The sequence below is a fragment of the Nostoc sp. DedQUE08 genome (genome assembly GCF_034530895.1).
GTDB lineage: Bacteria > Cyanobacteriota > Cyanobacteriia > Cyanobacteriales > Nostocaceae > Nostoc.
Map to the genome: position 1 here is coordinate 1 of NZ_JAVRCD010000090.1, position 25517 is coordinate 25517.

23 protein-coding genes are annotated in these 25517 nt (G+C 40.1%); 13 read left to right on the forward strand and 10 right to left on the reverse strand.

Features of this window, described 5'->3' with window-relative positions:
* Window positions 1-563, forward strand: a 563-nt coding sequence (locus RMY64_RS34255; RefSeq protein WP_322702389.1) for a tetratricopeptide repeat protein, incomplete at its 5' end; no start/stop codon positions are given.
* Between the two features lie 143 nt (window positions 564-706).
* Here the strand turns inward: RMY64_RS34255 and RMY64_RS34260 are convergent.
* The 4 genes from RMY64_RS34260 to RMY64_RS34275 form a co-directional block, all read right to left on the reverse strand.
* Window positions 707-1069, reverse strand: a complete 363-nt coding sequence (locus tag RMY64_RS34260; RefSeq protein ID WP_322702390.1) for a DUF5615 family PIN-like protein — start codon at window positions 1067-1069, stop codon at window positions 707-709.
* A gap of 9 nt (window positions 1070-1078) precedes the next feature.
* On the reverse strand, window positions 1079-1444 hold the full coding sequence (locus RMY64_RS36960; protein ID WP_416212172.1) for a DUF433 domain-containing protein: 366 nt from the start codon (window positions 1442-1444) through the stop codon (window positions 1079-1081).
* Between the two features lie 513 nt (window positions 1445-1957).
* Complete coding sequence (locus RMY64_RS34270; protein ID WP_269141653.1) at window positions 1958-2092, reverse strand: hypothetical protein; 135 nt, start codon at window positions 2090-2092, stop codon at window positions 1958-1960.
* Window positions 2093-2165: 73 nt separating this feature from the next.
* On the reverse strand, window positions 2166-2438 hold the full coding sequence (locus RMY64_RS34275; protein ID WP_322702391.1) for a type II toxin-antitoxin system HicB family antitoxin: 273 nt from the start codon (window positions 2436-2438) through the stop codon (window positions 2166-2168).
* Window positions 2439-2652: 214 nt separating this feature from the next.
* Here RMY64_RS34275 and RMY64_RS34280 point away from each other — a divergent pair, with 214 nt between their 5' ends.
* The 6 genes from RMY64_RS34280 to RMY64_RS34305 all read left to right on the forward strand — a co-directional run bounded on the left by RMY64_RS34280 (window position 2653) and on the right by RMY64_RS34305 (window position 10698).
* Complete coding sequence (locus RMY64_RS34280; protein ID WP_322702392.1) at window positions 2653-2835, forward strand: hypothetical protein; 183 nt, start codon at window positions 2653-2655, stop codon at window positions 2833-2835.
* A 31-nt stretch (window positions 2836-2866) separates the two neighbouring features.
* Window positions 2867-3436 carry a Uma2 family endonuclease gene (locus tag RMY64_RS34285; RefSeq protein WP_322702393.1) on the forward strand — a complete coding sequence of 190 codons (570 nt, stop codon included), beginning with the start codon at window positions 2867-2869 and terminating at the stop codon, window positions 3434-3436.
* Between the two features lie 119 nt (window positions 3437-3555).
* The gene (locus tag RMY64_RS34290; RefSeq protein WP_322702394.1) at window positions 3556-5445 is read left to right on the forward strand and encodes an aspartate kinase; all 1890 of its coding nucleotides are present in this window, start codon (window positions 3556-3558) and stop codon (window positions 5443-5445) included.
* Window positions 5446-5811: 366 nt separating this feature from the next.
* The gene (locus RMY64_RS34295) at window positions 5812-7872 is read left to right on the forward strand and encodes a tetratricopeptide repeat protein (protein WP_322702395.1); all 2061 of its coding nucleotides are present in this window, start codon (window positions 5812-5814) and stop codon (window positions 7870-7872) included.
* A 220-nt stretch (window positions 7873-8092) separates the two neighbouring features.
* Window positions 8093-9073, forward strand: coding sequence for a magnesium transporter CorA family protein (locus tag RMY64_RS34300; RefSeq protein WP_322673458.1), 981 nt, complete (start codon window positions 8093-8095; stop codon window positions 9071-9073).
* A gap of 122 nt (window positions 9074-9195) precedes the next feature.
* Window positions 9196-10698 (forward strand): acyl-CoA synthetase, encoded by a 1503-nt coding sequence (locus tag RMY64_RS34305; RefSeq protein WP_322702396.1) that lies wholly within the window; start codon window positions 9196-9198, stop codon window positions 10696-10698.
* A gap of 24 nt (window positions 10699-10722) precedes the next feature.
* Here RMY64_RS34305 and RMY64_RS34310 read toward each other — a convergent pair whose 3' ends face one another.
* The 4 genes from RMY64_RS34310 to RMY64_RS34325 all read right to left on the reverse strand — a co-directional run bounded on the left by RMY64_RS34310 (window position 10723) and on the right by RMY64_RS34325 (window position 15533).
* Window positions 10723-11562 (reverse strand): hypothetical protein, encoded by an 840-nt coding sequence (locus RMY64_RS34310; protein ID WP_322702397.1) that lies wholly within the window; start codon window positions 11560-11562, stop codon window positions 10723-10725.
* Window positions 11552-12232, reverse strand: a complete 681-nt coding sequence (locus RMY64_RS34315) for an XRE family transcriptional regulator (protein WP_322702398.1) — start codon at window positions 12230-12232, stop codon at window positions 11552-11554. Before RMY64_RS34315 ends, RMY64_RS34310 begins: the two co-directional genes overlap by 11 nt.
* Window positions 12229-13032 (reverse strand): TIGR04255 family protein, encoded by an 804-nt coding sequence (locus RMY64_RS34320; RefSeq protein ID WP_322690064.1) that lies wholly within the window; start codon window positions 13030-13032, stop codon window positions 12229-12231. The genes RMY64_RS34315 and RMY64_RS34320 overlap by 4 nt, the downstream gene beginning before the upstream one ends.
* A 266-nt stretch (window positions 13033-13298) precedes the next feature.
* Window positions 13299-15533: a DUF1796 family putative cysteine peptidase gene (locus RMY64_RS34325; RefSeq protein WP_322702399.1), complete on the reverse strand. Its 2235-nt coding sequence runs from the start codon at window positions 15531-15533 to the stop codon at window positions 13299-13301.
* Between the two features lie 419 nt (window positions 15534-15952).
* Between RMY64_RS34325 and RMY64_RS34330 the strand changes: the two genes are divergently transcribed.
* The 6 genes from RMY64_RS34330 to RMY64_RS34355 all read left to right on the forward strand — a co-directional run bounded on the left by RMY64_RS34330 (window position 15953) and on the right by RMY64_RS34355 (window position 23632).
* Complete coding sequence (locus tag RMY64_RS34330) at window positions 15953-18208, forward strand: FdhF/YdeP family oxidoreductase (RefSeq protein WP_322702400.1); 2256 nt, start codon at window positions 15953-15955, stop codon at window positions 18206-18208.
* Between the two features lie 405 nt (window positions 18209-18613).
* Window positions 18614-19330, forward strand: a complete 717-nt coding sequence (locus RMY64_RS34335) for a heme oxygenase (biliverdin-producing) (RefSeq protein ID WP_322683799.1) — start codon at window positions 18614-18616, stop codon at window positions 19328-19330.
* A 125-nt stretch (window positions 19331-19455) separates the two neighbouring features.
* Window positions 19456-20838 carry an oxygen-independent coproporphyrinogen III oxidase gene (gene hemN, locus RMY64_RS34340; protein ID WP_322702401.1) on the forward strand — a complete coding sequence of 461 codons (1383 nt, stop codon included), beginning with the start codon at window positions 19456-19458 and terminating at the stop codon, window positions 20836-20838.
* A gap of 598 nt (window positions 20839-21436) precedes the next feature.
* Window positions 21437-21715: a GlsB/YeaQ/YmgE family stress response membrane protein gene (locus RMY64_RS34345; protein WP_322683864.1), complete on the forward strand. Its 279-nt coding sequence runs from the start codon at window positions 21437-21439 to the stop codon at window positions 21713-21715.
* 165 nt (window positions 21716-21880) lie between these two features.
* On the forward strand, window positions 21881-22573 hold the full coding sequence (locus RMY64_RS34350) for a manganese catalase family protein (protein WP_012410902.1): 693 nt from the start codon (window positions 21881-21883) through the stop codon (window positions 22571-22573).
* Between the two features lie 318 nt (window positions 22574-22891).
* Window positions 22892-23632 carry a DUF3891 family protein gene (locus tag RMY64_RS34355; RefSeq protein ID WP_322702402.1) on the forward strand — a complete coding sequence of 247 codons (741 nt, stop codon included), beginning with the start codon at window positions 22892-22894 and terminating at the stop codon, window positions 23630-23632.
* Between the two features lie 739 nt (window positions 23633-24371).
* Here the strand turns inward: RMY64_RS34355 and RMY64_RS34360 are convergent.
* Both RMY64_RS34360 and RMY64_RS34365 read right to left on the reverse strand, forming a co-directional pair.
* Entirely contained in the window at window positions 24372-24638 is a 267-nt protein-coding gene (locus RMY64_RS34360; RefSeq protein ID WP_322673449.1) for a hypothetical protein, read from the reverse strand.
* A gap of 135 nt (window positions 24639-24773) precedes the next feature.
* Entirely contained in the window at window positions 24774-25451 is a 678-nt protein-coding gene (locus RMY64_RS34365; RefSeq protein WP_104908984.1) for a response regulator, read from the reverse strand.
* Between the last annotated feature and the right edge of the window lie 66 nt (window positions 25452-25517).

Consider the following 25517-nt stretch of genomic DNA (forward strand, 5'->3'; position numbering starts at 1 on the left):
CACAAAGTCTCAACAACCTGGCTCTACTCTACGACTCCCAAGGCAGATACAGCGAGGCCGAACCCCTTTACATCCAAGCTTTGGCACTTAGGCGCAAGCTGCTGGGTGAAGAACATCCAGATGTCGCACAAAGTCTCAACAACCTGGCTCTACTCTACGACTCCCAAGGCAGATACAGCGAAGCCGAACCCCTTTTAATCCAAGCTTTGGCACTTAGGCGCAAGCTGCTGGGTGAAGAACATCTAGATGTCGCAGTTAGTCTCAACAACCTGGCTCTACTCTACGACTCCCAAGGCAGATACAGCCAAGCCGAACCCCTTTACATCCAAGCTTTGGCACTTTGGCGCAAGCTGCTGGGTGAAGAACATCCACATGTCGCATTTAGTCTCAACAACCTGGCTCTACTCTACGACTCCCAAGGCAGATACAGCGAAGCCGAACCCCTTTACATCCAAGCTTTAGATATTTTTGAGCGTCGGTTAGGGGTGGATCATCCTAATACTGTTACTGTACGTGAAAATTTAGCATATTTGCGCGATCGCCTCCCTCCAAATCCAGAATAAGCTAGTTTTGTGCAAAGCGTACCGCGATCAAACTGAAAAGTGCGATCGCTTTAACTCGGACTTTCCTGTTCTGAACTCTGAGGTAGAATGAGGCTCCCCAATCTACGCCAGTTTTAGTTTTTAGCCTTAACCCAAGCGTATTGTTATATAGGCAATCGCCTCACTCGGAAAGTTTCATTACTTACAGAAATAATTGCCCCTAACTCTAAATCTTCCTGACATTCACTTAAAACTTGCGTCAACCGTTCATTAATTGCATCATAATTTTCGTTCCCCAACCTAAACAAAATCACACTGGGTAAACTCTCCCCACTCACGGCTAAAAGTTGGGCAAAATCTAAATCTATAGTTAATAAAATTCTTCCTTCTGCACGGGCTTTAATTAAAATCTCATCATCTGGTAGTCTTTGCAAACCTTCATCGCCCAAATGCACTACATCATAACCAGTACCACGCAACCAAGTTACAGTGCGTAGTGAAATTCCCATATCTGCCAAAAACTTCATTATTACTTGTTAAGCACTTTTGAAGGTATAAACTCGTTCTTGAGTCAACCATGCTGCATAAAGAAGAGATTGACGAATATCTTCTGCTTCTAAATCAGGATATTCTTCTAAAATTTCTTCTGTAGACTTTCCATAAGCTACCAAATTTACCACTAAAGAAACCGGAATTCGCATCCCGCGAATGCAAGCTTGTCCAGCCATAATGCTAGGGTCAAATGTAATTCTCTCCAGACCTAACATAAACGATCGCTCCAAAATCTTTTTTATCGCTCTGAGGTGCAATGATGATATTGTAAAACCTAGCGCTCTATTTTTGATTGTAAACCCATAAGCGATCGCCTCCCCCCAAATCCAGAATAAGCTAGTTTTGTACAAAGCGTACCGTAATAAAACTGAAAAGAGCGTTAGCGTTCGCGTAGCGTCTCGTAGAGAAGCTCACCGTTGGCGTAGCCTCTCGTAGAGAAGGTATCGCCTAGACTAAAATTCATATTGAACTAAGTAAAAATGCCATTCGAATTACTCAAAATGAGCTTTTACTTTCTCAAAATAAGCTTTTGCTTTCTCAAAAGGAACTTTTACTTTCTCATTTTGGTGTTTTCCGCAAGCAAAATAAGCTTTTACTTTCTCAAAAGCAGCTTTTGCTTTCTCATTTTGGTGTTTTCCGCAAGCAAAAGAAGCTTTGACTTACTCAAAAGCAGCTTTTGCTTTCTCATTTTGGTGTTTTCCGCAAGCAAAAGCAGCTTTTACTTACTCAAACCCCAGTTTGCTTTCTCATTTGAGTAATTCACGCATTCATTTTGGTATATCATTGAGCCGAAAGCTGGCGTAGGCGTAGCCCTTCGGCTGCGCTCAGGAACCGCCCGTCGGAGACATCGCTTCTTGGAAATCTTAAAGACTATTCCATTCTTCTAACGTGATTTCCCGCTCTAGAATAACCTCAACTTCTCGAATCATCATCCGCAATTGCGGTACAGAATACTCATCATTAGAGGGAATAGTTAGGCGATATTCTCCGTAAACCATAAACTGATGTCTTGTTCCAGAAAAAGGGCCATCAAAGCCAAGCGGTCGTAATTTTTTTACAAAGTCACGACGCTTACAGGGTATCCATCGGCTCAAGAGTCGGCTTTTTGTTGAGGTCAATATTATCAATTACTGGTAGAGAATGTCCCAGCTTTAACCCAAGCAAAATCCAGTCTTCTAGCGTTGAGCGTAATTCATCCTCACACTCGCGCAAAGTTGATGCAAAGGCTATTACTCCTTTGCAAACAGGAATTCTACCTGCAAATGTACCATCTTCAAGCTTGTCATAAATTGCCTGGGCGATCGCTCGGTCAACATAATCGCTCAGAATAAACCTTATCGCCATGAAATCTCACGTTGTGCTACCAGTTTAATCTTACGTTGAATGATGGTGCTTGGTCGATGCAACGTCTACAGTAATTATTTTATTACTTGCGATCGGAGATTAATCAACCGATGCCAAGATTTATCACTTTTGGTAATTAACCCAACTAATTTTATTTTTGAGGTAAATAATAGAAATTAAAGTTATTAACGAACAAGAAAATTTCCAAGAAGTAATGCAAGTTTTGCTCACTCACTTAGAACCATCGAAGGTAATGAAATTTTGGGCAGCTTGTAAACTGAGTGAAGGTGACTATTTGCAAGTTAAAGAAAAACTATTTGCTAAAGAAACGGTTGCCAGCTTATATGCCAAAATCAAAGAATTTCAAGATGATGATAGTAAGCAATTGCTAGAATGAAGCCTATATTCCTGAATTAAAGTTTCAACTTATGATAGCCTCACCCCAACAAAGCTATATTACTGCTGAAGAATACCTCCAAATGGAGGAACAAAGCGATATCAAGCATGAATACATCGATGGCTATATCTATGCAATGGCTGGAGCGCTAGATCCACACGTTACCATTGCTCTTAACTTGGCGTCTCTCCTCCGTAATCATGTGCGCGGCTCTGGTTGTCGTGTTTACATGGCTGACATGAAAGCCAGAATCGAATCTCTGAATCGCTTTTATTATCCCGATGTGATGGTTACTTGCGATCCACGCGATCGAGAAACGCCGGGTTATAAAAGATTTCCCTGTTTAATTGTGGAAGTTTTATCTAATTCTACCGAAGCCTTTGATCGAGGCGATAAATTCGCCGATTATCAAACACTGGAAAGTCTGCAAGAATATGTTTTAATTAATATAAAACGTCAGCGAGTCGAGTGTTTTCGACGTAATGAACAAGGGTTATGGGTTTTACAATCTTACACATCAGAGCATCAATCATTTCGACTCAATAGCGTGGATTTTGAGGAAACAATGGCCACACTCTATGAAGATGTAGTTTTTGAATAATCAATTATTATAAAGTATTCGACGCAATATTTAGTAAAATATATAACTGATAAGCCTTGAAAGCTTCCTTACTAGGCGGAAGCATTGATGAAAGCAGGCACAATTGATTAAAAAAAGTTATGGCGCTCATAGTTCAGAAATACGGTGGTACATCTGTCGGTTCAGTGGAACGTATTCAAGCTGTTGCACAGCGTGTTTATAAAACTGTTCAAGCTGGAAACTCTATTGTCGTAGTGGTTTCGGCAATGGGCAAAACCACCGATGGACTCGTCAAACTAGCTACTAAAATTTCTCCAAATCCTAATCGCCGGGAAATGGATATGCTGCTTTCCACTGGCGAACAAGTAACTATTGCCTTACTCAGCATGGCTTTGCAGGAACTCGGACAACCCGCAATTTCCATGACTGGTGGTCAAGTAGGAATTGTTACCGAAGCCGAACACAGCCGCGCTCGGATTTTGCATATTGAAACTACTCGCCTAACTCGCCACATAAATGCAGGTAAAGTAGTTGTAGTAGCAGGCTTCCAAGGTATCTCCAGCGCTGGAGAGATGGAAATTACGACTTTGGGGCGTGGTGGTTCTGACACATCAGCAGTGGCGATCGCAGCCGCATTAAAAGCGAGTTTTTGCGAAATTTATACAGACGTTCCAGGTATTCTCACTACAGATCCCCGCTTAGTTGCCGAAGCTCAGTTGATGGATGCCATCAGCTGCGATGAAATGTTGGAATTAGCTAGCTTGGGCGCAAAAGTGCTGCATCCCCGTGCTGTGGAAATTGCCCGTAACTACGGTGTTCCCCTTGTAGTTAGGTCTAGTTGGACAGATCAACCAGGTACTTGGGTGACATCAACCAAACCCCAAGGGCGATCGCTAATCAATTTAGAAATTGCCCGTCCTGTAGATCATGTAGAATTTGACACTGACCAAGCAAAGGTCGCTTTGTTGCGCGTCCCTGATAAACCAGGTGTAGCAGCAAGGTTATTTGGCGAAATTTCCCGGCAAAAAGTAGACGTAGATTTGATTATTCAATCAGTTCATGAAGGTAACAGTAATGACATTGCCTTTACTGTCACCACACCAATATTAAAACGAGCAGAAGCAGTAGCAACAGCGATCGCCCCAGCACTGAGGAGTCAATCTAACCCTAAATCTGACGAAGCCGAGGTAATGGTAGAACATAACATTGCCAAAGTCAGCATCGCAGGTGCAGGAATGATTGGCCGTCCCGGTGTAGCTGCAAAGATGTTCGCCACACTAGCTGAAGCAGGCGTGAACATTCAAATGATTTCCACCAGCGAAGTGAAAGTAAGTTGCGTAGTCAATGCCGCAGAATGCGATCGCGCCGTTTTAGCACTTTGCGCCGCTTTTGAGATCGAAGCAGGGAAAGGGGGGACAAGGGGACAAGGGGGACAAGGAGGACAAGGGGGACAAGGAAGAATCATTGAAGAAACTTCTCCCTTATCTCCCCCCTCTCCCTTGTCTCCCTTATCTCCTCCCTCTCCCCCGGTTCGCGGTGTCGCCCTCGATTTGAATCAAGCGCGTCTTGCGATTCGCCAATTACCAGATCGTCCGGGAATGGCGGCGAAGTTGTTTGGATTATTAGCGCAACACAATATTAGTGTTGATATGATTATCCAATCTCAGCGTTGCCGGGTAATTGATGGTGTTCCCAGAAGAGATATTGCCTTTACAGTCTCGCGGATAGACGGGGAAAATGCCAAAAAAATGCTTACCCAAGTAGCGGCAGAGTTAGGATGGGGGGAAGTTGTTTTAGATAGTGCGATCGCTAAAGTAAGTATTGTCGGTGCAGGGATGGTAGGACAACCAGGCGTTGCCGCTAAAATGTTTGAAGCTTTAGCTCAACAACAAATCAATATTCAAATGATTGCCACCTCAGAAATCAAAATTAGTTGTGTTGTGGCACAAGAGCAAGGTGTTAAAGCTTTGCAAGCCATTCATGCAGCCTTTGAACTGGCTGGTAGCGAGAAATTTGTCGTACCAGCGTAAAATCTGAATCAATGAGCTTTCACCCTAAATCCCTCTCCCAAGCTTGGGCTACCGTGTTTACACAAGTCAAATTACCCCCCTTAATCCCCCCTTGTAAAGGGGGGAAACAAGAGAATCTTATTCCCTCCCCTTTATAAGGGGAGGGTTAGGGTGGGGTAAAACCTTGGGTTTTTCAGCTATTTCAGACTTGTGTATACACCGTAGCTCCCAAGCTTGGGAGAGGGACTTTGATATATACACGCGGTAGCAGCCCACGCATCAATCTCATTTGAAGTTACTTAATAAATAAATATTTATATTTTAAAATCAGTAGTAATAACACTTAAGCTATAATCGAACAATTTATCAGACTATAATTTTATATTGATGAATAGTCATTTACTAGATGGACATTATCAAATACTAAAAGTTCTCAATGATGGGGAAAAAGAGAAAACCTATCTAGTTGAAGATGTTAATCTTAATGGTGAAGAATTTATAGTAAAGCAGTTATCTCTTCCTAATAGCAATCCTCAAGCTTTAACAATCCTAAGCCGCTTGTTTGCTAGTAAGGTAGAAACTTTAGAAAAACTCGGACAAGAACACGATAGAATTCAAAAACTCATTGCTTCTTTTGAAGAAAATGAAGAATTTTATCTAGTGCAAGAATTCATCCCTGGTAATCCTTTAACTGACGAAATTCTCCAGGGACAACTTATCAAGGAAGACCAAGTAATTAGTCTTTTGTCAGAGATATTAGAAACTTTGGTTATTGTACATAGCTATGGCATAATTCATCGAAATATTACACCAGCAAATATTATTCGCCGGGAATCAGATAAAAAGTTAGTTTTGGTTAATTTGGGTACTTTTAATGAAGCAACCGATAATACTGTTGACAATTCCGAGTATATGCCTATAGAACAAATTAACGGCAACCTCAAATACAACAGTGATATATATGCTTTGGGTATCGTTGCGATCGCAGCACTGAAAGGGTTACCTACAAAGGAAATATCTAATTTGCGAAGTCAGAAAAATAAGCTGACAGGTGAAATACTTTGGCGCGATAAAAATATAAAATGTAACAGAAAATTAGCAAAAATTATTAATAAAATGGTGCGTTTTGATTATCGGAAGCGCTACCAGTATGCAACGGAAGTTTTAGACGACCTAAAAAAGTTAATAAATGTTGATGACAATCGACAAAAACAGCATCAAAAAAAATTATTACTAGTTATAGCAGGGATAGCTGGATGTATTACCCTTAGTGTTGCAGCTTGGCAATTGAGATCGCCAAAACTTGTGAGTGATGCTCAGAAGACATTATACCAAAAGGGGGTCAATAAATATGAGTCAGGAAACTATGAAGGAGCAGTTGAAGATTTCAATCAGGTTATTGAATTAGATCCGCAAAACGCTTTAGCTTATAATAGGCGGGGTGATGCTTATTATCGATTAGGAGACTACGAGCAAGCACAAGCAGATTCTAGCCAAGCCATTTTACTTAATCCTCAAGATGCTAATGCCTATTTTGACCGAGGATTTGCTTTTTCGGCATTAGGCAAATACAAAGAAGCGATCGCAGATTATACTCAAGCAATTAAGTTGAATTCTAAAGATGCTTATGCTTACTATGGACGAGGATTAGCTCGTGGTCAATCAAAGGATAATAAAGGTGCAATTGAAGATTTTAGTCAAGCGATCGCTCTTAAACCCCAGTATACCGAAGCCTACTTGCAACGAGGTATTCTCCACCGCCGCCTCAAACAAAGACTTGAAGCAATCCAAGATTTTGATAAAGTAATTAAGATTAATCCTAGCGATGCCAAAGCTTATTATCAAAGGGGTTTAACTCAATCTATTAATCAACAAAAAGATGAAGCAATTAAAGATTACACAGATGCAATCAACATCAATCCCAAATACATAGAAGCCTATCTGAATCGTGGTGATATTTACAGCGATCTGGGAAATCAAGTAGAAGCTACTGAAGATTACAACACTATTTTACAGATCGATCCTAAATTTATTGCAGCTTATATTCACAGAGGTATTCACCGCTTTTCTTTTGGAGATTATAAAGGCGCTATTCAAGATTATACTGAAGCATTAAAACTAGATACTAATAATATAGCAGCTTACAACAACCGTGGTAACGCTTATCTGGAACTGGGAAATAAAAAAGCTGCAAATCAAGATTATTCACGAGCGATCGCAATTAATCCTAACAACGCCTTAGCTTACTATAACCGGGGCGTGATTCGCACCAAGCAGAAAAATAAATCGGGTGCGATCGCAGATTTCAAAAAAGCTGCAAAACTATTCCAACGGCAAGGCGAACAAGATAGTTATCAAGATGCACGGCGGGAAATTGCAATTTTACAAAATAATTCAGCACCAGCGCCAACTAGTCGCCCAAAATCTGGGAAAATAGAAAAAAATTGAGCTACCACTCAATATAGTGTTGACTATCAACCGTCAAAACTCTTAGAGAGTGATTGTGCTATTTAAATGTGTTTTACTTTACAAATTTACGACTAGTACTTTATCAAACGAGTTTTAATGGTTTGTAGTAAGCACTTTAGTGCTTATAAAACAAGGACTAAAGTCCTGATTAATTACCATGAGTCACAGTATTTTATTACGACTCAATTAGGATTGCTATATGCTAATTCTCCTGACTTTTCATCCAGATAATCTGGAAATATTCAGCCATAGAGATGTCGATACGGTACTGAAAAGAATTGATGGTTCTCACAATATTTGGTTGCGTTGCATTCACTTCCGCGATCGCACTGGAACAGCCAGGATTATCAAGCACTTTGGACTAAATCCATCTCGTGTTAACATGATTTTCAACCATTCCCCTGTAGGAATTGATGAAGACGTAGAAGATTGTTTATTTGACAGTTATGAAATCCTAAGTTCTCAAATAAAAAATAATGAGTTTGAGGTGGTGCGTGGCAACATTGTAGTTGGAAATAATTTTATCATAACTTTTGAAATCACTGAATTAAAAATTTTAAGTATTTTAACTAATAATCTCCAAAAGCGAACTATAGATATTCAAAAATTGGGAATTGACTATCTTTTTTATCTCATATTTAAAGATATTTTAAATAACTACGAAACTGTGTTTACCTATATTTCGAGAAAACTTGATGATTTAGAAGATGAAGTTTTAGACAATTCTGGTGATGAATCAACTTACCAAAAAATTGCCACAATGAGGCAATCTACTCGTTCTGGACGTCGTAATTTTCAAAGTATCAAGTTACTTATGGCTATTATGGATAATGAAGATTTCCAATGGATCGGCCAGCCAGTGAAGGAACTATTCAATCAAGAATTGGTTCATCACGTTGATAAACTCTGGCAAGAATATCAAGCTATAAGAGCCTGGATGTCAGAACTAATGGAAATTCAACGTGATAATATTGCTAGTAAAACGGGCGAACGAATTAATCGCTTGACTATCTTATCGACCATCTTTTTGCCAATAACTTTTATATCTGGTTTCTATGGTATGAACTTCAAAAATATGCCGGAATTAGAACAGCCTTTGGCTTACCCTATGGTGATCTGTATGATGGCATTAATTGTGATTGGCAGTATTGCCTATGCTAAAAAACAACGTTGGTTGTAGGATTTATAAAGTTACTAATAAAAAAATTATAGATTTATTAAAAAAATCCTTTATCTGAGCCTGTAGGTGCAGAGAAAACTTTCATTAAGTAGACTGAATCAACCTTAAATCGGTAAACAAACGTGAACCTACCATTGATTATTCGTGCTAAAGAACACAACGAAAAAACAGCAATTGTGACAACGGACGGAGCATTTACCTATCGGGATTTGCTACACACTTCCAGTCAAATAGCAACAAGTCTTCTTCAAAATACAGAAGATTTACAAGAGCAGCGAGTTGCCTTTCTCATTCCGCCTGGGTTTGAGTATGTAGCGACTCAATGGGGAATTTGGCGGGCTGGTGGCATAGCTGTACCTCTGTGTATTTCCCATCCACGCCCAGAATTGGAGTATGTAATTACTAATTCTGGAGCATCGATTATTATTGCTCATCCTAATTTTGAAGATATACTGCGTAGTTTACCGCCGCAGGCATCGCTTGCCCAAGAACACAATTTGCGATTTATTCTCACCTCAGAAACGCTCCCACATAATATTAGTCGCCTCCCAGAAGTAGATATCACTAGACGCGCTTTAATTCTCTACACTAGCGGTACAACAGGTAAACCCAAGGGTGTAGTTACGACTCACCAAAATATTCAAGCGCAAGTGACTAGCTTAACTACCGCTTGGGAATGGACATCTAGCGATCGCATTTTGCATATCCTGCCACTACATCATATTCATGGGATTATTAACGTACTCACTTGTGCTTTATGGGCTGGCGCGGAGTGCCATATATTGAGCAAGTTTGATGCCGAAACCGTTTGGAGGCGAATTTGTGATGGTGACTTAACCTTATTTATGGCAGTACCAACAATTTATGTAAAGCTCATTACCGCTTGGGAAACTGCCTCTAAGGAACGCCAAAAAATCATGTCAGCAGGCTGTGCTAAAATGCGCCTGATGGTTTCTGGCTCGGCAGCATTACCAGTTCAAGTTTTAGAAAAGTGGCAGAGCATCAGCGGCCATTTTCTGCTAGAGCGCTATGGTATGACTGAAATCGGTATGGCGTTATCAAACCCTTTACACGGTGAACGATTATCTGGATATGTGGGGAAGCCTTTACCTCAAGTTGAAGTGAGATTAGTAGACGAGAACGGAGAGTTAGTTCCAGCCGGAACACCAGGAGAAATCCAAGTTAAAGGCCAAGGAGTGTTTTTAGAATATTGGCAAAACCCCGAAGCAACCGCCAAAGCTTTCCAAGATGGCTGGTTCCGTACTGGAGACACCGCCGTAGTTGAGAATGGCAACTATCGAATTCTGGGACGGATGAGCGTGGATATCATCAAAACCGGAGGGTATAAAGTTTCCGCTTTAGAAATTGAAGAAGTATTGCGATCGCATCCAGATATTCAGGAATGTGCAGTGGTTGGGGTTACTGATTTAGAATGGGGCGAACGGGTGTGTGCCGCGTTAGTATTGCAAAGCTCACAACCTTTAACATTACAAGCTTTCAGGAGTTGGGCAAAAGAGCGATTGGCTGTTTATAAAGTGCCAACCCAAATTTTGATAGTTGAAGAATTACCGCGCAATGCGATGGGGAAAGTTACTAAACCGACAGTAGTTGAGCTATTTTGCTGATAGCGATCGTAAAATTATGAACATTTAGGATGACAAGTTATCCAAATCAAGTGGATCACTCTCAATATACTCCTTCGCTGTCATATCTTCCAGAGCTACTATCGAACCCTCTACAGATTGGAATCGCCCAGATTCAGGGATTAATTTCAACCACTGTTTGAGAAATTGATCCCATCCTATTCCCTCAAATTGATTCTGTTCCTCGTCTCGAATAAACCAAAATATTAGTCGAACTTCAGAGCTATTCCATGAAGGTTCTGCACGCACTCTAATTTCGCGTAAGGCACGAAGTGCTTCTCCTTCAGTGTTAGATTTATCATGCTTATCTCGCAGACGGTTTTGAAGCTTTTTAGCAAAGTCGTTGAAGTCGTCAGGGAAAGCAAATCGAGCACGTTTTCGTGTTAATGCTTGCCCAAATGCTCTAATCTCTTGATCGTTGCGACATCCTGGCTCACGCTCCCATTCTGCAACAACAGCCTTCTCTAATGTCATCCCACGATCGAGGTCAGCAACAAGATTAAATTTTGCAACTCCTGGAACATAAGCAAACTGAGGTCGCCTACTTCGCTGAATTTCAGACAAACGTTGCTCATTAACCTCCACCAGAGGTACCACCTCTATGAATGGACGATCAGCGCAAGAGCGTACAATATCGCATGTCTGTGTAACCACAACAAAACCCTTAACATCGGATTCCACAAGGTCAGTTTCTGATTCTGCAACATCATTAGAATCAGATGTCAAAGGGTATTGAGGATTAAAGCGATGGACAAACCAGTGTTCTCCAAGCACACAATCACCCTGACACCACTTCTGAAGAGTGGTGTCTATTTTCTGAATCCAAATATCACGCTCATTGACCACTACGATTTTTTCGACTCCTTACTGCTTTAGCAGGTCTGGATTGTCTAACTTCAAGATGGATTGGATCTTGGAGAGCGTCAACCAGTTCTGCTGGATTCTGTGGCCTACGTGCTGCGCGTGCATCTTCAGACAAAGGACTTAACTGTGGTCTTTGAGGTGCATTACCCGAACCAATAATCTGCTTGAATTCTTCGTATTTACCTACAACCATTAAGTCAAAAAGGGGTGTACCATTACTGCCAGGTTTCAGTAAAAGACTGCGATTGAGACTTGCACTTCCTCGATCAATGTATTGGATAGCACCTAAGACTCGATGAAGATGCTCCTCGTTAAAGCGGGATAACGGTTGCCCACTTGCCCAAAAATGAAGGCTTCTGCGTGAGACATTGAAGAGTTTAGCAAGTTGATCCCAGGTTAATCCACTCAATCTTCTCAGTTCGCTAAGAGCCTTCTGTGTTGATTCTGGAGAACTAGTTGATGGTAGAGTCAGCCCACTCGTTGTCATCTCTAAAGGGGCCAAAATATTCCTATTAGTTGCTATAGAATTAGCAGTGCTATTAGGAGCCATTAAAATTATAGGGGGAAAGCGATTAGGGGTAGATTTCTGCATAGCTCCAAGCGCAGAAGTTTCAGGTAATAGATCAAATGTTCTGTCTAGCAAATTACTCATAATTCACCTCCAAAGCGCCGCAAAAACTCATCAGTCACAGCCCATCGAAAGAATGTATAAATTCTTTCAGAAAATTGTTTTGCTTCATTCATCAAAGCTTCAACACTGAAATCTCGTTTCTTTGAAAGAGACATATCTAGATCCAGTATCCAGCTAGACTCAGCAAAAGGTTCAATTGCCGCAGGATCAAAAGTTGTATCAGCGGGAACGAGTCCCCACCTCGCAATAATTTGTTCCCCTCCATCGGGGATGATGAATAAAGATTGATTAATATTTTGATGAATATATTCTCTGAATCCAGCAGTTGCAATGCCAGCTATCTCAGGTTTTACCAGTAATGATAAATCATCTATATTTTGTCCAATAAGTCTGTCGATGTATCGCATACCGAATCGCTCAATAATGTCAATATTAGGATGAAAACTTTCTTTAAGAGCTATAAGTAAGCTTTCTAGACGTTCCATAAAATCACTGCGACTTGAGTAAACAGTTGTCTCAAGTGCCAAAAAATTGGGTGCTAATGAGACTCGCCAAGTTTCTGTTTTGTCCACAAATCGCCAAGTTATTTGAGGCACAGTTGGTACAACACCTTGAGGGCTAAAAACGAAGCCCTGAGTTTGCTCAGGCTGTAGATAAGGGTAATTTTCCCTAATCGCTTCTTGGAATAAACGAACAAATTCCTTATCTTCCATCGAAAGAATGGAAGGAAAGAGTACCTGCGCGATAACTCGAATCAGCGGGGCATTTTGTAACGGCACTTCCTTGGGTGGCTGTGCAATGAATGGATTGGTATTGACCACTTTCTACATCCTTTGCGAGGCTTCTAGAGAGATTGTGCATTATCGATCTTTACATCTATCGTAATGCCATAGTGTGAAGTGTAGTGTGAAGTTTAAGAAAGATTTTACTGTAAGATATTGCATAGCAGGAAAAAATTAGAGGAAGCCTAATATCTATATTGCTTCTCTAGTCGTAGTTATGTTTGTAAGCCGCATTATATCGAAGGTCTTGAGTAGTCGAAAAGCGTTGGTGCAGGCCGCCGCAGGCATTGCCCCTATCTAATTTCTTACCCCTTCGGTATTTTCGGCGGACACCAAAAGAGGTTTTTACTAGACACACCAAGGGATTCTAGAATTCCTCGCATCACCTCTGTGCAGTACATCCAGTGTCCTAAATCGTCATACATGCGATCGGGATTAAACTCGACATTGTAATGCAGCACATTGGGAAGGTCTAAAAACTCATCATTGCTTTGGGGAGAAAGAAGCAAGAGATGAAATGGCTTCCCCTGACATTGTTTTTCCAGCTTGTTCACCAAATCTAACACACCACCGCGATCGCTAATTCCTGTGCGAACAAAAAGCACTTTGTCGCAGTGCCGCAGTGTATACCAAAACCTTTCAGCGCGTGCCGTGTAACGAACCCGCATCCGTTCATAGACGGGAGACATATCTTGAACAGCGTTGTCTGTCTCCTCAACTTCATGGGCAAAGGATAAACCCGACCATTTACCGTGGTAAATCCTGCCTGCATCAGGGCTGTAGTGCAGAAAAGCAGGGTTCCACATCTCATCAAAACCGGTTTCGATCGCATCCGCAACATCTGCAATATTAGTAGTGCGCGTTAAATCGAAGGGAAAGGCGGGGCCATCGTACTCCATTTTATACAACATCATACGGACGGCACAGCGATCGCCAAGGGGAAGAATTGCCACACGGTTGATATCTGATAACTCACATTTGTATTGGAAAAATACCGCAGACTTAGGTGGTGCTTTTACCCGGCTTTCTAGCCCATCTTTACCAATCATCATTGTGCGAAAAGGGACATCAGGATAAAGCGGATCTTCATAAACACCCGATGGCATGGCTTTAAGGGCATTGCAAACTTCCGTCCACATCGGCTGAATGTTGTACTCGTTATCTGATTCGTTGATTATCCAGAGGTGGCGTTCATCCGTTTGCAAAATCTCCAGATGTCCGTCATAGAATAAAACGTTGTTCGGCGAAAAAAGATTGAAGGCGGGACTATATTCTAAATCGGTATTTGGGGGGATGTTTATTGTAGTTGCGATCGCGCCATCTTCTACAGCAAAGAAGGGGAGCGTTCCTGGTTGGGTATCCTTGGCAATATAAATACCTGGTGTCAATCCAGCCTTACTTTGCAGTGCAGTTTGTAATTCTTGCCAATAGGGAGCGATGGTGTAGCTGTATTGCGATCGATTAATAATCCGTAAACGCTTCTCTTCCATACAGACAGAAACATTAAAGCCCACATTATCAAAGTAAATGGGAAATTCATTCGGCTCGCGGAAGCGTTGTTTTTCTGCTAATTCATCTTTGTGGATATCGAATAATTGCTGGTCGATCTGCTGATACATGAGGCTATGACCGACTGTATTCGGGTGAGCCGGATCGAAGGATGTCCCCGCTTTCCATTTTCCTTGTCCATCATCTACAGCAGCCAACCAATCCAATACAGGTACGCCCCAACTTAGCATCCGTTTGTGTGTGTCTTGAATCAGCCAGTAATGTTCCAGAGAATAATCACCATTGGGATAGACACTGCCTAGAATTGGAATTGCCCCGATGTCTCGCGTCATTTTCACAAGTTGCTGCAAGCCACTTTCAAACCGTCGCTGTACTGCTCGTCGTTCGTGAGGGGAACAGTAAGCTAACCCTTCGTTACCCAGAGATAGGGCAATGATAACGATATCCGGTTTTTCTGGGGTGACAAACCAGGGGAATCGAGCGATCGTTCTGCTGACATTCGCTCCCACCTCCGACACATTCACCAGTTTATGCCCATATTTTTGCTGTAAAGCTTGTGCCAACTGCCAAACCCAACCTTTCAAAAACCAGGCTTTATGACCTAATGCAACCGAACTACCAATGACTACGATTTTTAAACCTTCAGGCTCTCGATCCAGGGGAATTTTAACAGCAGGCTTCTCAATATATCCAAACGGATAAGCTTGTAAATAACCGAATGCGCCATCATCCACAATAATTGTGCTGGCACGATCTTTAGAATCGATTGGAATCCAACGGTTTGTATTTAGTAAGCTCTCCCATTGGGCGTTGCCGTTGACATTGAATAGCACATACTTGTATTCAACTCTCTGTTGACCGCCTGACTCTTGAATGTCAATTTCATCTGTCCACCATAAAGGATAGCGATCGCCACTTGTACGCAGATGAACACATTTACTAATATCCCACAATCCCAACTCTGGAGTAGAACCGACGAGGCCAATGGATTCGCCCGTTTGAGTGTATGCACTGATCTGGAATCGATACATAGAGTTTATCCTGATTTAGTGAGGACAATACCAAACGGCCAGATGAATCCTGAAATCTGTTTAGAGAATATCACATAGAACTCTTAATAATCCGGTATTAATCTTTTTAAGTATACTGAAGCTCTGATTTACATCACCCGAAGCTACCACAGGCAAGCTTTTCAAAACTAAAATCGGATTTTGATAGAAGAATCTTATACTGATTAAATATAATTTATTGTATTAAAAGTCATAACACAATTAAGAACAAATCAAAAAAAGGATAAGATTAAGTTAAATTGGTTCTATCACTCTCTTTTATATAGTTAGAGCCAGAAAAGCATTTTTACGTAAGTGTTACAAATAGTTTCAAATTAAATTAATACTTGCCGAATAATTTTTAGCAATAATAAGTTAAGCGAGTTGAGATTTAGCTAAGTATGGATAACTTACCTCAAAACGATTCTAGCTCCCCTGCTGGGGGTGGTTTACCTGTAATTCAGTATTGGATAGAAAAAACTCTCTCATCAAAAGGATTAAAATTATGGCAAACTCTCAATCATAAAAGTGCATGTTTATCCTGCGCTTGGGGCACGGGTGGACAAAAAGGAGGGTTTGTTAATGAAGCGGGAGAATATTTACAACGCTGTGCTAAAAGTGTAGAGGCGATCGCTGCGGAATTGCAACCAGGAATTAAGCGAGATTTTTTCCGAGAAAAAAGCATTAGTGAATTACAAAAACTGACTTCTCAAGAATGCGATTCCTTGGGTAGATTAAGTTATCCTCTGATTCTCAGATCGGGTTCATGCTATTATCAACGTATAAGCTGGGAAGAAGTTTACCAGATCGCTACACAAGCCTTTAATTTCCCACCAGCACGAATTGCTAGCTATAGTTCTGGACGCTCATCTAATGAAGCTGCTTATTTACTACAATTATTAATGCGATCGCTAGGTAGTAATAATCTAGCAGACTGTTCAGATTTGTGTCATGCACCCTCAACAGTAGGGTTAAAAAAAGTTTTCGGCTCAGGTACATCGATGGTGAGTTTAGAAAACCTAAAACATAGTGATTGTATAGTTTTAATTGGTTCTAACGCCCCTGCAAATCATCCACGACTGATGAACGAATTGATCGAATTGCGGGAAAGAGGCGGGAAAGTAATTATTATTAATCCCCAAATTGAAATTGGTTTAGTTAAATTTGCGTCTCCTGCATTTCCGATCAAATCTTTACTCACGGGAGGTTCTGATATATCTTCTTTATATTTACAACCAATTCCTGGTAGTGATGCTGCATTATTTGTCGGTTTACAAAAATCTTTGATTGAACAGAATTTAATTAAAACAGAATATCTAAAATCTTATACACAAAATTGGCAACAAGTTGTAGATTATGCTAATAATATATCGTGGGATAACATCACTAGCACCTGTGGCTTATCCCAAGAAGAAATCACAGCAACAGCTTATATAATTGGTAAATCAGCGCGTGTAGTTTTTGCCTGGGCAATGGGTATAACTCAACACTCTAACGGTGTGGATAATATTTTTAGTATTGCTAATACAGCCTTAATTACAGGTAACGCTGGTAAAATTGGTGCTGGGACAATGCCCATTCGAGGACATTCCAATGTGCAAGGCTTTGGTTCAATGGGTGTTACTGTAAACTTGCGAGAAGAAATCAAACAAGCACTATCTCAATTATTAGGAAAAACTCTAAATGAAACTCCTGGCTATCATACCCGCGACTTGATCGCAGCAGCAGAATTAGGAAAGATAGATACACTGTTTTGTTTAGGAGGAAATTTGTATGCAGCTAACCCAGACTTACAGCAAGTAAAACAGGCATTATCGCAAATAGAAACCATATTTTATGTAGCTACCAAACCCAACTTAGGACATTTCCACGGATTAGCGAAACAGCAAACTTTAATATTGCCTGTATTCAATCGTTTTGAAAATCCTCATAAAACAACAACTGAATCTGGTAATAATTTTGTGCGGTTAAATGATGAAGGTAAAAGCCATTTAAAAGCGCCTAATGCCGATCTAATTTCGGAAATAGAATTAATCACAGAAATTGCTCATCGTTTACATAGTGAAACACCGATAAATTGGCGTAAGCTGCAAGATACAGCTTATGTGAGAGAATTAATTGCTAAAACTATTCCTGGCTATGAGAAGATTGGCACAATTGACCAAAGCAAGCAGGAGTTTATCATTGAAGGGCGGATTTTGGATGAACCGAAATTTCCCACACCTGATGGTAAAGCACAGATGTTTGTCACACCTTTACCACAATTAACGGTACCAACTAAAGCAGCATTTGGTGTGGCAGAAAATCAGCCAGGAATTGTGGTAATTTTAGGAACAGGGCGCAGCTATGGTCAACATAATACTGTAGTTTATCGCAGTGAAGATAAATATCGAGGTATGCCTCATCGTCACTGTATTTTAATGAATTCTCTAGATGTCAAAAAAGCGGGATTTCAGGAGCATCAGCGAGTAATAGTGAAAGGAGATCGAGAAGAATTAGACAATATTGAAATTATTTGTGGGGCGATTCTTGAAGGTGTAGCTTTTATGTTTTATCCTGAAGCTAATATTCTATTTAAAGCAAAAATTGATCCGCAAAGTGGCACACCTGCTTATAAAAGAGTTCCAGTTTGTATTATAGGTTCTCGACTTCTTTAAGAACAGGCGAATCCAGGCTTTGAGTTTTTGTTGTTTGTAGACATCAGTTAAATTATTGAGAGTAAATTGTAATAAATAAACTTATTACCCGTTGTTTCAGAAGACTTGAAATGCTTATTCCACAATCAGTTTTGTTACTACTCAGCTAGGATGTGCCTGAATACAAGCATCAGAAAAACATAAATAAATATTAATATCTTAATAGTTATATATAAGTTAAGAGTTAAATAATCTTAGGAGAAATAAAAATACCTGGGATTTGCATCGGCAGTTGTATTTGCTGCTAGATAGTAGTGATGCAGATCCTTTCTCAACCTAGAATAACAATTTTTTAGCTGGTACTGGTAGGCATCCTGAGTCGGTGACTGCCGATAAACCTTGCGTTTGAACATGAAGGAAGCAACAATGAGTAGCAATCTAGCCATCAAACTGCGCTCTGGAACTCAACAAGCCCACACATCAGCGGAAAATGTGGCATTCATGAAATGTTTTTTGCAAGGAGTTGTGGATAGAGACTGCTTCGCTAAATTCTTAAGCAACTTGTATTACGTCTACAGCGAACTAGAAGCGGCATTAGAGAGCCATAGAGTGCATCCTGTGATTAGTGCGGTTTACTTTCCTGAACTTAATCGTCAATCCTCACTCGAAAAAGACATGGTGTTCTATTATGGGGATAATTGGAGAGAGCAAGTTACAATCTCACCTGCTGCCCAGAGCTACATTGACCGCATTCGGGAAATTTCTGCTAGTGAACCAGCCTTATTGCTAGGTCATGCCTACACTCGCTACATGGGCGATCTTTCTGGGGGTCAAATGCTACAAAAAGTTGCTCAGTCAGCCCTAAAGCTTTCTGGGTATGAAGGCACATCCTTTTACAACTTTGAGCAAATTCCTGACAAAAAGGCATTTAAGGATAAGTATCGTCAGGCATTAAATGCATTACCCGTTGATGATATAACAGCAGAACGGATTGTTGCAGAAGCTAATAATGCCTTTGGGTTCAATTTAAAGATGGCTCAAGAGTTAGAGGGAAGTTTAATTAAAGCACTCGGTCAAGTTCTCTTTAATAGCCTCACTCGTTCTCAAAATTCAGGTAGCACTGAAATAGCTGCGGCTAATTAATTTTGTCATTTGTCATTGGGCATTGGGCATTGGGCATTGGGCATTGGTTATTTTCCCCTTATCTCCTCACAGACGCGATTAATCGCGTCTCTACCTACTCCCTTCATTTATTGGAAAGCAACTCAATGGTTTTTCTATTACCTGGTGTTAAGTTCGATCTGGATCTGATTCAAAAGTACGACACTCGCGCACCTAGATATACCAGTTACCCGCCCGCTACAGAGTTAAGCGAAACATTCACTGAAACTGATTTTAAGGCCGCGATCGCCGCCTCGAATCAACGCAAAACCCCTATGAGTTTGTATTTCCATATCCCTTTTTGCCAAAGTGCTTGCTACTTCTGCGGCTGTAATACAGTAATTTCCAACAACAAGAATATTGCTAAACCCTACGTGGAGTCTTTGGTTGAAGACATTAAAAACACCGCAGCTTTAATCGATTCCGATAGAAAAGTGCTGCAAATCCACTGGGGAGGTGGTACTCCTAATTATTTGGAGCGTCACCAAGTAGAATTTTTATGGAAAAATATCAATCGCTATTTCAACATCGATCCCCAAGCAGAAATCTCAATTGAGATTAATCCCCGCTATATCGATAAAAACTACATTTTCTTTCTGAGAAAGATTGGATTTAACCGCATTAGTTTTGGCATTCAGGATTTTAATCGCCAAGTTCAAGTAGCTGTCAATCGTGTCCAGCCTGAAGAAATGCTCTTTGATGTCATGAGTTGGATCAAAGAAGCTAAGTTTGAAAGTGTGAATGTAGACCTAATTTATGGTTTACCTTATCAAACACGTGAGACATTTCAAGAGACGCTGAAAAAGACGATTGAATTAGATCCCGATCGAATTGTTGTCTTTAACTTTGCTTATGTGCCTTGGCTAAAACCGACGCAAAAAAATATTCCTCAAGAGGCGCTACCCCCAGCACAGGAAAAGTTAGAGATTCTGAAAATGACCATTGAAGAATTGACGAATAACCAATATCTATTTATTGGAATGGATCATTTCGCTAAAACTAATGATGAACTAGCGATCGCTCAACGTAATGGTACTCTTAAACGCAATTTTCAGGGCTACACTACCCACGCCGAAACAGAATTATTTGGTTTTGGTGCCACATCCATCAGTATGTTAGAAGATGCTTATGCTCAAAATCACAAGGAGTTAAAGGATTATTATCAAACACTGGCAATAGGTAGTTTACCTATTAGTAAAGGTATCAAGCTCACTCAGAATGATATTATTCGACGGGATGTGATTATGAGTATAATGTCTCATTTTCAGATTCATAAGCAAGATATTGAAAACAAATATCATATCAGTTTTGATGAATATTTTTCTGAGGAACTAGAGGCGTTAAAACCACTAGAAGCTGATGGTCTAGTCAGTTTATCAAAAAATCAGATTCAGATTACTGACATCGGTAGATTACTAGTAAGAAATATTGCCGTCATCTTTGATACTCATACAAGAACACGAGAGACAAAATTCTCCCGCGCCATTTGATATTGCTTCTGCAAATCTTTACCACATATTATCCCCTCAATCTATCTGAAAAATAAAATTTGAGGGGATATTATTAAGACTATAGTAATCCAATTTTATGTTTGAACTTATTTGTGTGGTGCATGAAGCGCAGTGCAAGCGGATAGGCAGTCAAAAGGTAATTGGAATAAAGTTGTTAAATAAAAATCTACAAAAATCTTGGTTAATTATTTATATAGATAATTAACGATCGGTTATAACGAAAATTATCAAAAGTTGAATGAATAAATATTTTTAATACATCCCCAAGAAGTTAGATACGAACTTTCTACCTGAAGACAGAGATAAAAAATAATATATTGATTAGCTAATTAACATTTAGTTTTGCTGACAATAATTATGTCTATGATTAGATGTTTTTAATAACTTCTAGCTTAAAATATGCAAAAATTTTCGTTTAAGGTTAAAAAGATGTAAAAAACGCAAATTCTCATCCAATTCTGAATATGAAAGTATTGTGTATAACTTTTGGATTTAACATTTACCCCATCTGGTAGAAAGAATTTGGAATTAGAGTTGATAACTTAGATATTAAGTGAGTGAGATTGTTGAGGCGGTTATGAGTATTATTGCTTGGATAGTTTTAGGACTTTTGGCAGGTGCAATCGCTAAAGCTATTTATCCTGGTTCTCAAGGCGGCGGAATTCTCTCCACAATGATTTTGGGTATCATTGGTGCTTTCGTCGGTGGAACTTTATTTACCTTGTTAAGAACAGGAACTCTGCAAATTACTGCGGCTGGCGCTGGTTTAACTCTTCCTGGTATTTTAGTGGCTGTGCTTGGTGCAATTGTTGCTATTTATCTGTGGGGATTAATCAGAAGAAGCAGCAATGCATAATCGCTGATTGGCAGTTATCAACCCTGAGATAACTACTGGACTTTTTCAATCTTTTAGTTCACGAGTAGAACAAGCTAAAAAACATCAAATTAGCTCTATCTGGAAAAAGACTAAAAGATAAATCAATTCATTCTGAAACATCATAACCTTGGGAAGTGTAGATCTATGTTTTTCCACAAAAAAGAGCCTATTCATGCAGTTAACGTAAGCGAACCAAACCCACGTTTTGCTCAATTGCTACTAGAGCAGTTTGGCGGAGCTACTGGAGAACTTAGTGCAGCGCTTCAATATTGGGTGCAATCATTCCATGTCGAAAATGCTGGCATTAAAGACATGCTCCAAGACATTGCAATTGAAGAATTCAGCCATTTAGAAATGGTTGGTAAACTCATTGAGGCTCACACTAAAAATGTAGATCAAACAGAGGCTTACAAGAGTACTCTTTTTGCAGTCCGAGGAATTGGGCCTCATTTTCTAGATAGCCAAGGTAATGCTTGGACTGCAAGTTACTTGAATGAGGGTGGAGATGTAGTACGTGATTTAAGAGCTAACGTTGCAGCTGAAGCAGGCGCTCGTCAGACTTACGAAGAATTGATTAAGTTGGCAACCGATAAAGGAACCCAAGAGACTTTAGTTCATCTGTTAACACGAGAAATTTCTCATACTCAGATGTTTATGAAAGCTCTAGATTCGCTAGGTAAGTTGACAGATCCATTCTTTGGTAATATTAAGCCCGATGAAACTGTTGCTCTTTACTACAACCTGTCTACAAACGGAAATGGTCAAGATGAGCGTGGGCCCTGGAATTCTGAGCCAACATTCAAATACATTGCTAATCCGCTAGAAAGCCACTCTTAATTACATAGCTTGATTTTGAGTAAAGAGATGATTGGGAGATTCTAAAAAAATCCCACTCAGAAAGTAAAGTCGGTTATTTGCTCACCTGATTTAGCAAATTTTAGGCTGTTTCACTACATCTAGCAGGCAAAAATATTCCCGACTTTTCTAATAAGTCGGGAATTTTCGCTGAGTATTTGGCTATTACACCAATTAAAAATAGCTATAGCTATAAATATTCAGAAACACTGAAAAATTCCTAGCGATCGCTTCTTCAATTTCTACCTCGATATTTCTAATTTTAGAAATTAATTCAACTAAAAATCTGGAGATTAACTTGTGATTGTCAACGCTACATCAAATGGTTGGGAAGTCATTTATCATCGTGCCCATGCTTTATTAGCAGCTCAACTGGCTGGACAATGGCGACGTAAAGATGCTCCAGTAAGATTATATGAAACAATAGCTGCAATTTCTCATCACGACGATCTAGAAAAAGAGTGGGAAGAAGATATTCTAACTGAAGCGGGTGCGCCAAAGGACTTCATGCTTTCCACAAATGCCGATTTAGATGCAGGTGTCGATAAATTGGCTAATTTGGCAAAGAATGCCCTTTACCGTGGACGATGGGTAGCTCTATTAATTTCCATGCATATCAGCCGTTTAAATGAGTCCAGCCGGGGTAAGTCCTCAAAATTAGACAAACTTTTAGACGAGCAACTTCAAAATCAGCAACGTTGGCGTAAAGAATTGGGCATCAAAAAGGAGGAAGTTGATGCAGCCTATGCATTTATGCAATGGTGCGATCGCCTTTCTCTCATTTTATGCCAGCAGGAACTACCTGACGATGAGCGGTTTTTAGAAATTAGCAAGGGCCCTGAAGGTGAGCGCTATGACATCATGCAGCGCAGTGATAACTTGGTTGTTGTCAAACCCTGGCCCTTCCAAAACGATAAATTCACGGTCAATGTCGAAGCCTGTGACCTCTCTGAGGTGAAATTTCAGAGTAGCACCGAATTAACTCAAGCGCTACAACAAGCCCCGATCAAGGTACTAGAGTGGACATTCGTTAAGAGTTAGATGCATACAACTTACAGCTATTTTCCTGACAATTGCTGTAAGAAAACTAGGTTATGCGATCGCACTCTTCTATCAAATCCCTACTTATTCTGACAATGGCGATCTGAGTAACGACTGCTGATGAGATACCAGAAGTAGCGATCGCATTTAGTGCTAAGGGCGTGATAGCAGTTTTAATTGTTTTAATTTTTATCTAAAGATGTAGTTTTAAAATACATTGATTATTACTTATGATAGTTCCTCTACATCATTCCAATCGGTGAAAGTAAATATACTTAATAACTGAGGTTCAAAGCATGGACTCAACAGGTAAGGTTCAAACTGTGAACTCGTCCTGGTCTCTTCCACTGCCGTTGAAAGAGTATGCAATGAGCCGAGTAACTGTCTACTATTATAGCGACAGATGGGTTCCAATCAAATATTGTTCTTTGGAAAAGGCAATTTTGCTTCACCAAAAGGCAAGAAGAGAAGGCAAGGAAATTTTTTTATTTCCTGCTAATATAGACCCTAATCAATTCTCAAACTCTTTTAACTGAAATGCATTGAGGTAGACTATCTTTCCAACATCTTGGCAACAAATTATTCAGCTATAGGGGCGTACATATATATGTACGCCTCTAATTGTAAATGTGGTTAGAAATGTGTGCCAACTTGAAAGCCAAAGATGTGGCGATCGCTATAATATACAACTGCATTAGGTGGCCTAAAGGCTGTATTTACATATATTTCATCAAAGATATTACTGCTTAGTACTACGATTGCTAAGTCCAAATATATACGCAATAAAAGTTGTTTGAGCTACTAAGATTCCAAGCGCTGTACCACCAAGTGCTACCCTAGCTTGAAAACTTCCAAGCTCATCAAGCTTTCGGGTTTCAATAAATGTTGTGCGTTCGAAATTGAATTGCCATCTTGCTGCTTCTGAGTTGCCAAGATAACTCAGAGGTAGACTTAGAATATAACCAAGAACCGTAAATGCTAAAGCTGTAGGAATAGTCAGCTTCAAATTTTGAAATATTAATGAGCGCATGGAAAAAAATTAGCTGAATTTAAAGTTTTTGCAACAATTTTAATAGTTAAAAATACTAGCCAAAGGTTGAACTTTAGTATTTTGAAAGTTGCAGATAAATTTATTCTAATATCAAACCAAACCAGAACGCAGTGCGACAACTGCTGCTTGCACGCGATCGTCTACTGCTAATTTATTCATAATCCCTCGGACATGAGTTTTGATGGTGTTGGGACTAAGATAGAGCTTTTCGGCAATTTCTGGGTTGCTCAATCCATCTACCATCAGCTTTAACACTTCTAACTCGCGCCCTGATAAGTTGGCGGTGTTGGTGGTGGGTGAAGGCGGTTTGAGATTATCAATTACTCGCCGCGCAATTTGGGGATCGAGATAGGCTGCACCATCAACTGCGGCTGCGATCGCACTTAACAATCTTTCCACACTTGCACCTTTGATACAATATGCATCTGCACCGCTAGATAGTGCCGCAATAATTTCTGTCTCCGTTTGATGAGATGTCAGCATTACTACATGAGTTGCTGGTAGCGCCGCCTTAATTTGCTGTGTTGCGGCAATACCATCCAATCGCGGCAATCCAATATCCATAACCACCAAATCAGGTTTCAGTTGCAGTGCAGCTTGAACTCCCAAATAACCATCTTCGGCTTGTCCAACAATCTCTAACTGAGGATGAGCCATCAACGATTGCTCTAATCCCAATTGCATCATCGGATCGTCTTCGACAATTAACACGCGCAAGGGCGGAGCATTGACGGGTAAATTTAAGGGATAGCGAGTATCTAAAGACATTTTTATTAATTATTTGTCATTTGTCATTTGTCATTTGTCATTTGTCATTTGTCATTTGTCATTTGT

Bases quoted from the DNA above. Each gene is read 5' to 3' on its own strand.
- RMY64_RS34260 (WP_322702390.1), bottom strand. From the start codon at position 1,069: ATGAAGTTTTTGGCAGATATGGGAATTTCACTACGCACTGTAACTTGG.
- RMY64_RS34270 (WP_269141653.1), bottom strand. From the start codon at position 2,092: ATGGTTTACGGAGAATATCGCCTAACTATTCCCTCTAATGATGAGTAT.
- RMY64_RS34275 (WP_322702391.1), bottom strand. From the start codon at position 2,438: ATGGCGATAAGGTTTATTCTGAGCGATTATGTTGACCGAGCGATCGCC.
- RMY64_RS34280 (WP_322702392.1), top strand. From the start codon at position 2,653: ATGCAAGTTTTGCTCACTCACTTAGAACCATCGAAGGTAATGAAATTT.
- RMY64_RS34285 (WP_322702393.1), top strand. From the start codon at position 2,867: ATGATAGCCTCACCCCAACAAAGCTATATTACTGCTGAAGAATACCTC.
- RMY64_RS34290 (WP_322702394.1), top strand. From the start codon at position 3,556: ATGGCGCTCATAGTTCAGAAATACGGTGGTACATCTGTCGGTTCAGTG.
- RMY64_RS34295 (WP_322702395.1), top strand. From the start codon at position 5,812: ATGAATAGTCATTTACTAGATGGACATTATCAAATACTAAAAGTTCTC.
- RMY64_RS34300 (WP_322673458.1), top strand. From the start codon at position 8,093: ATGCTAATTCTCCTGACTTTTCATCCAGATAATCTGGAAATATTCAGC.
- RMY64_RS34315 (WP_322702398.1), bottom strand. From the start codon at position 12,232: ATGAGTAATTTGCTAGACAGAACATTTGATCTATTACCTGAAACTTCT.
- RMY64_RS34325 (WP_322702399.1), bottom strand. From the start codon at position 15,533: ATGTATCGATTCCAGATCAGTGCATACACTCAAACGGGCGAATCCATT.
- RMY64_RS34330 (WP_322702400.1), top strand. From the start codon at position 15,953: ATGGATAACTTACCTCAAAACGATTCTAGCTCCCCTGCTGGGGGTGGT.
- RMY64_RS34335 (WP_322683799.1), top strand. From the start codon at position 18,614: ATGAGTAGCAATCTAGCCATCAAACTGCGCTCTGGAACTCAACAAGCC.
- hemN (WP_322702401.1), top strand. From the start codon at position 19,456: ATGGTTTTTCTATTACCTGGTGTTAAGTTCGATCTGGATCTGATTCAA.
- RMY64_RS34345 (WP_322683864.1), top strand. From the start codon at position 21,437: ATGAGTATTATTGCTTGGATAGTTTTAGGACTTTTGGCAGGTGCAATC.
- RMY64_RS34350 (WP_012410902.1), top strand. From the start codon at position 21,881: ATGTTTTTCCACAAAAAAGAGCCTATTCATGCAGTTAACGTAAGCGAA.
- RMY64_RS34365 (WP_104908984.1), bottom strand. From the start codon at position 25,451: ATGTCTTTAGATACTCGCTATCCCTTAAATTTACCCGTCAATGCTCCG.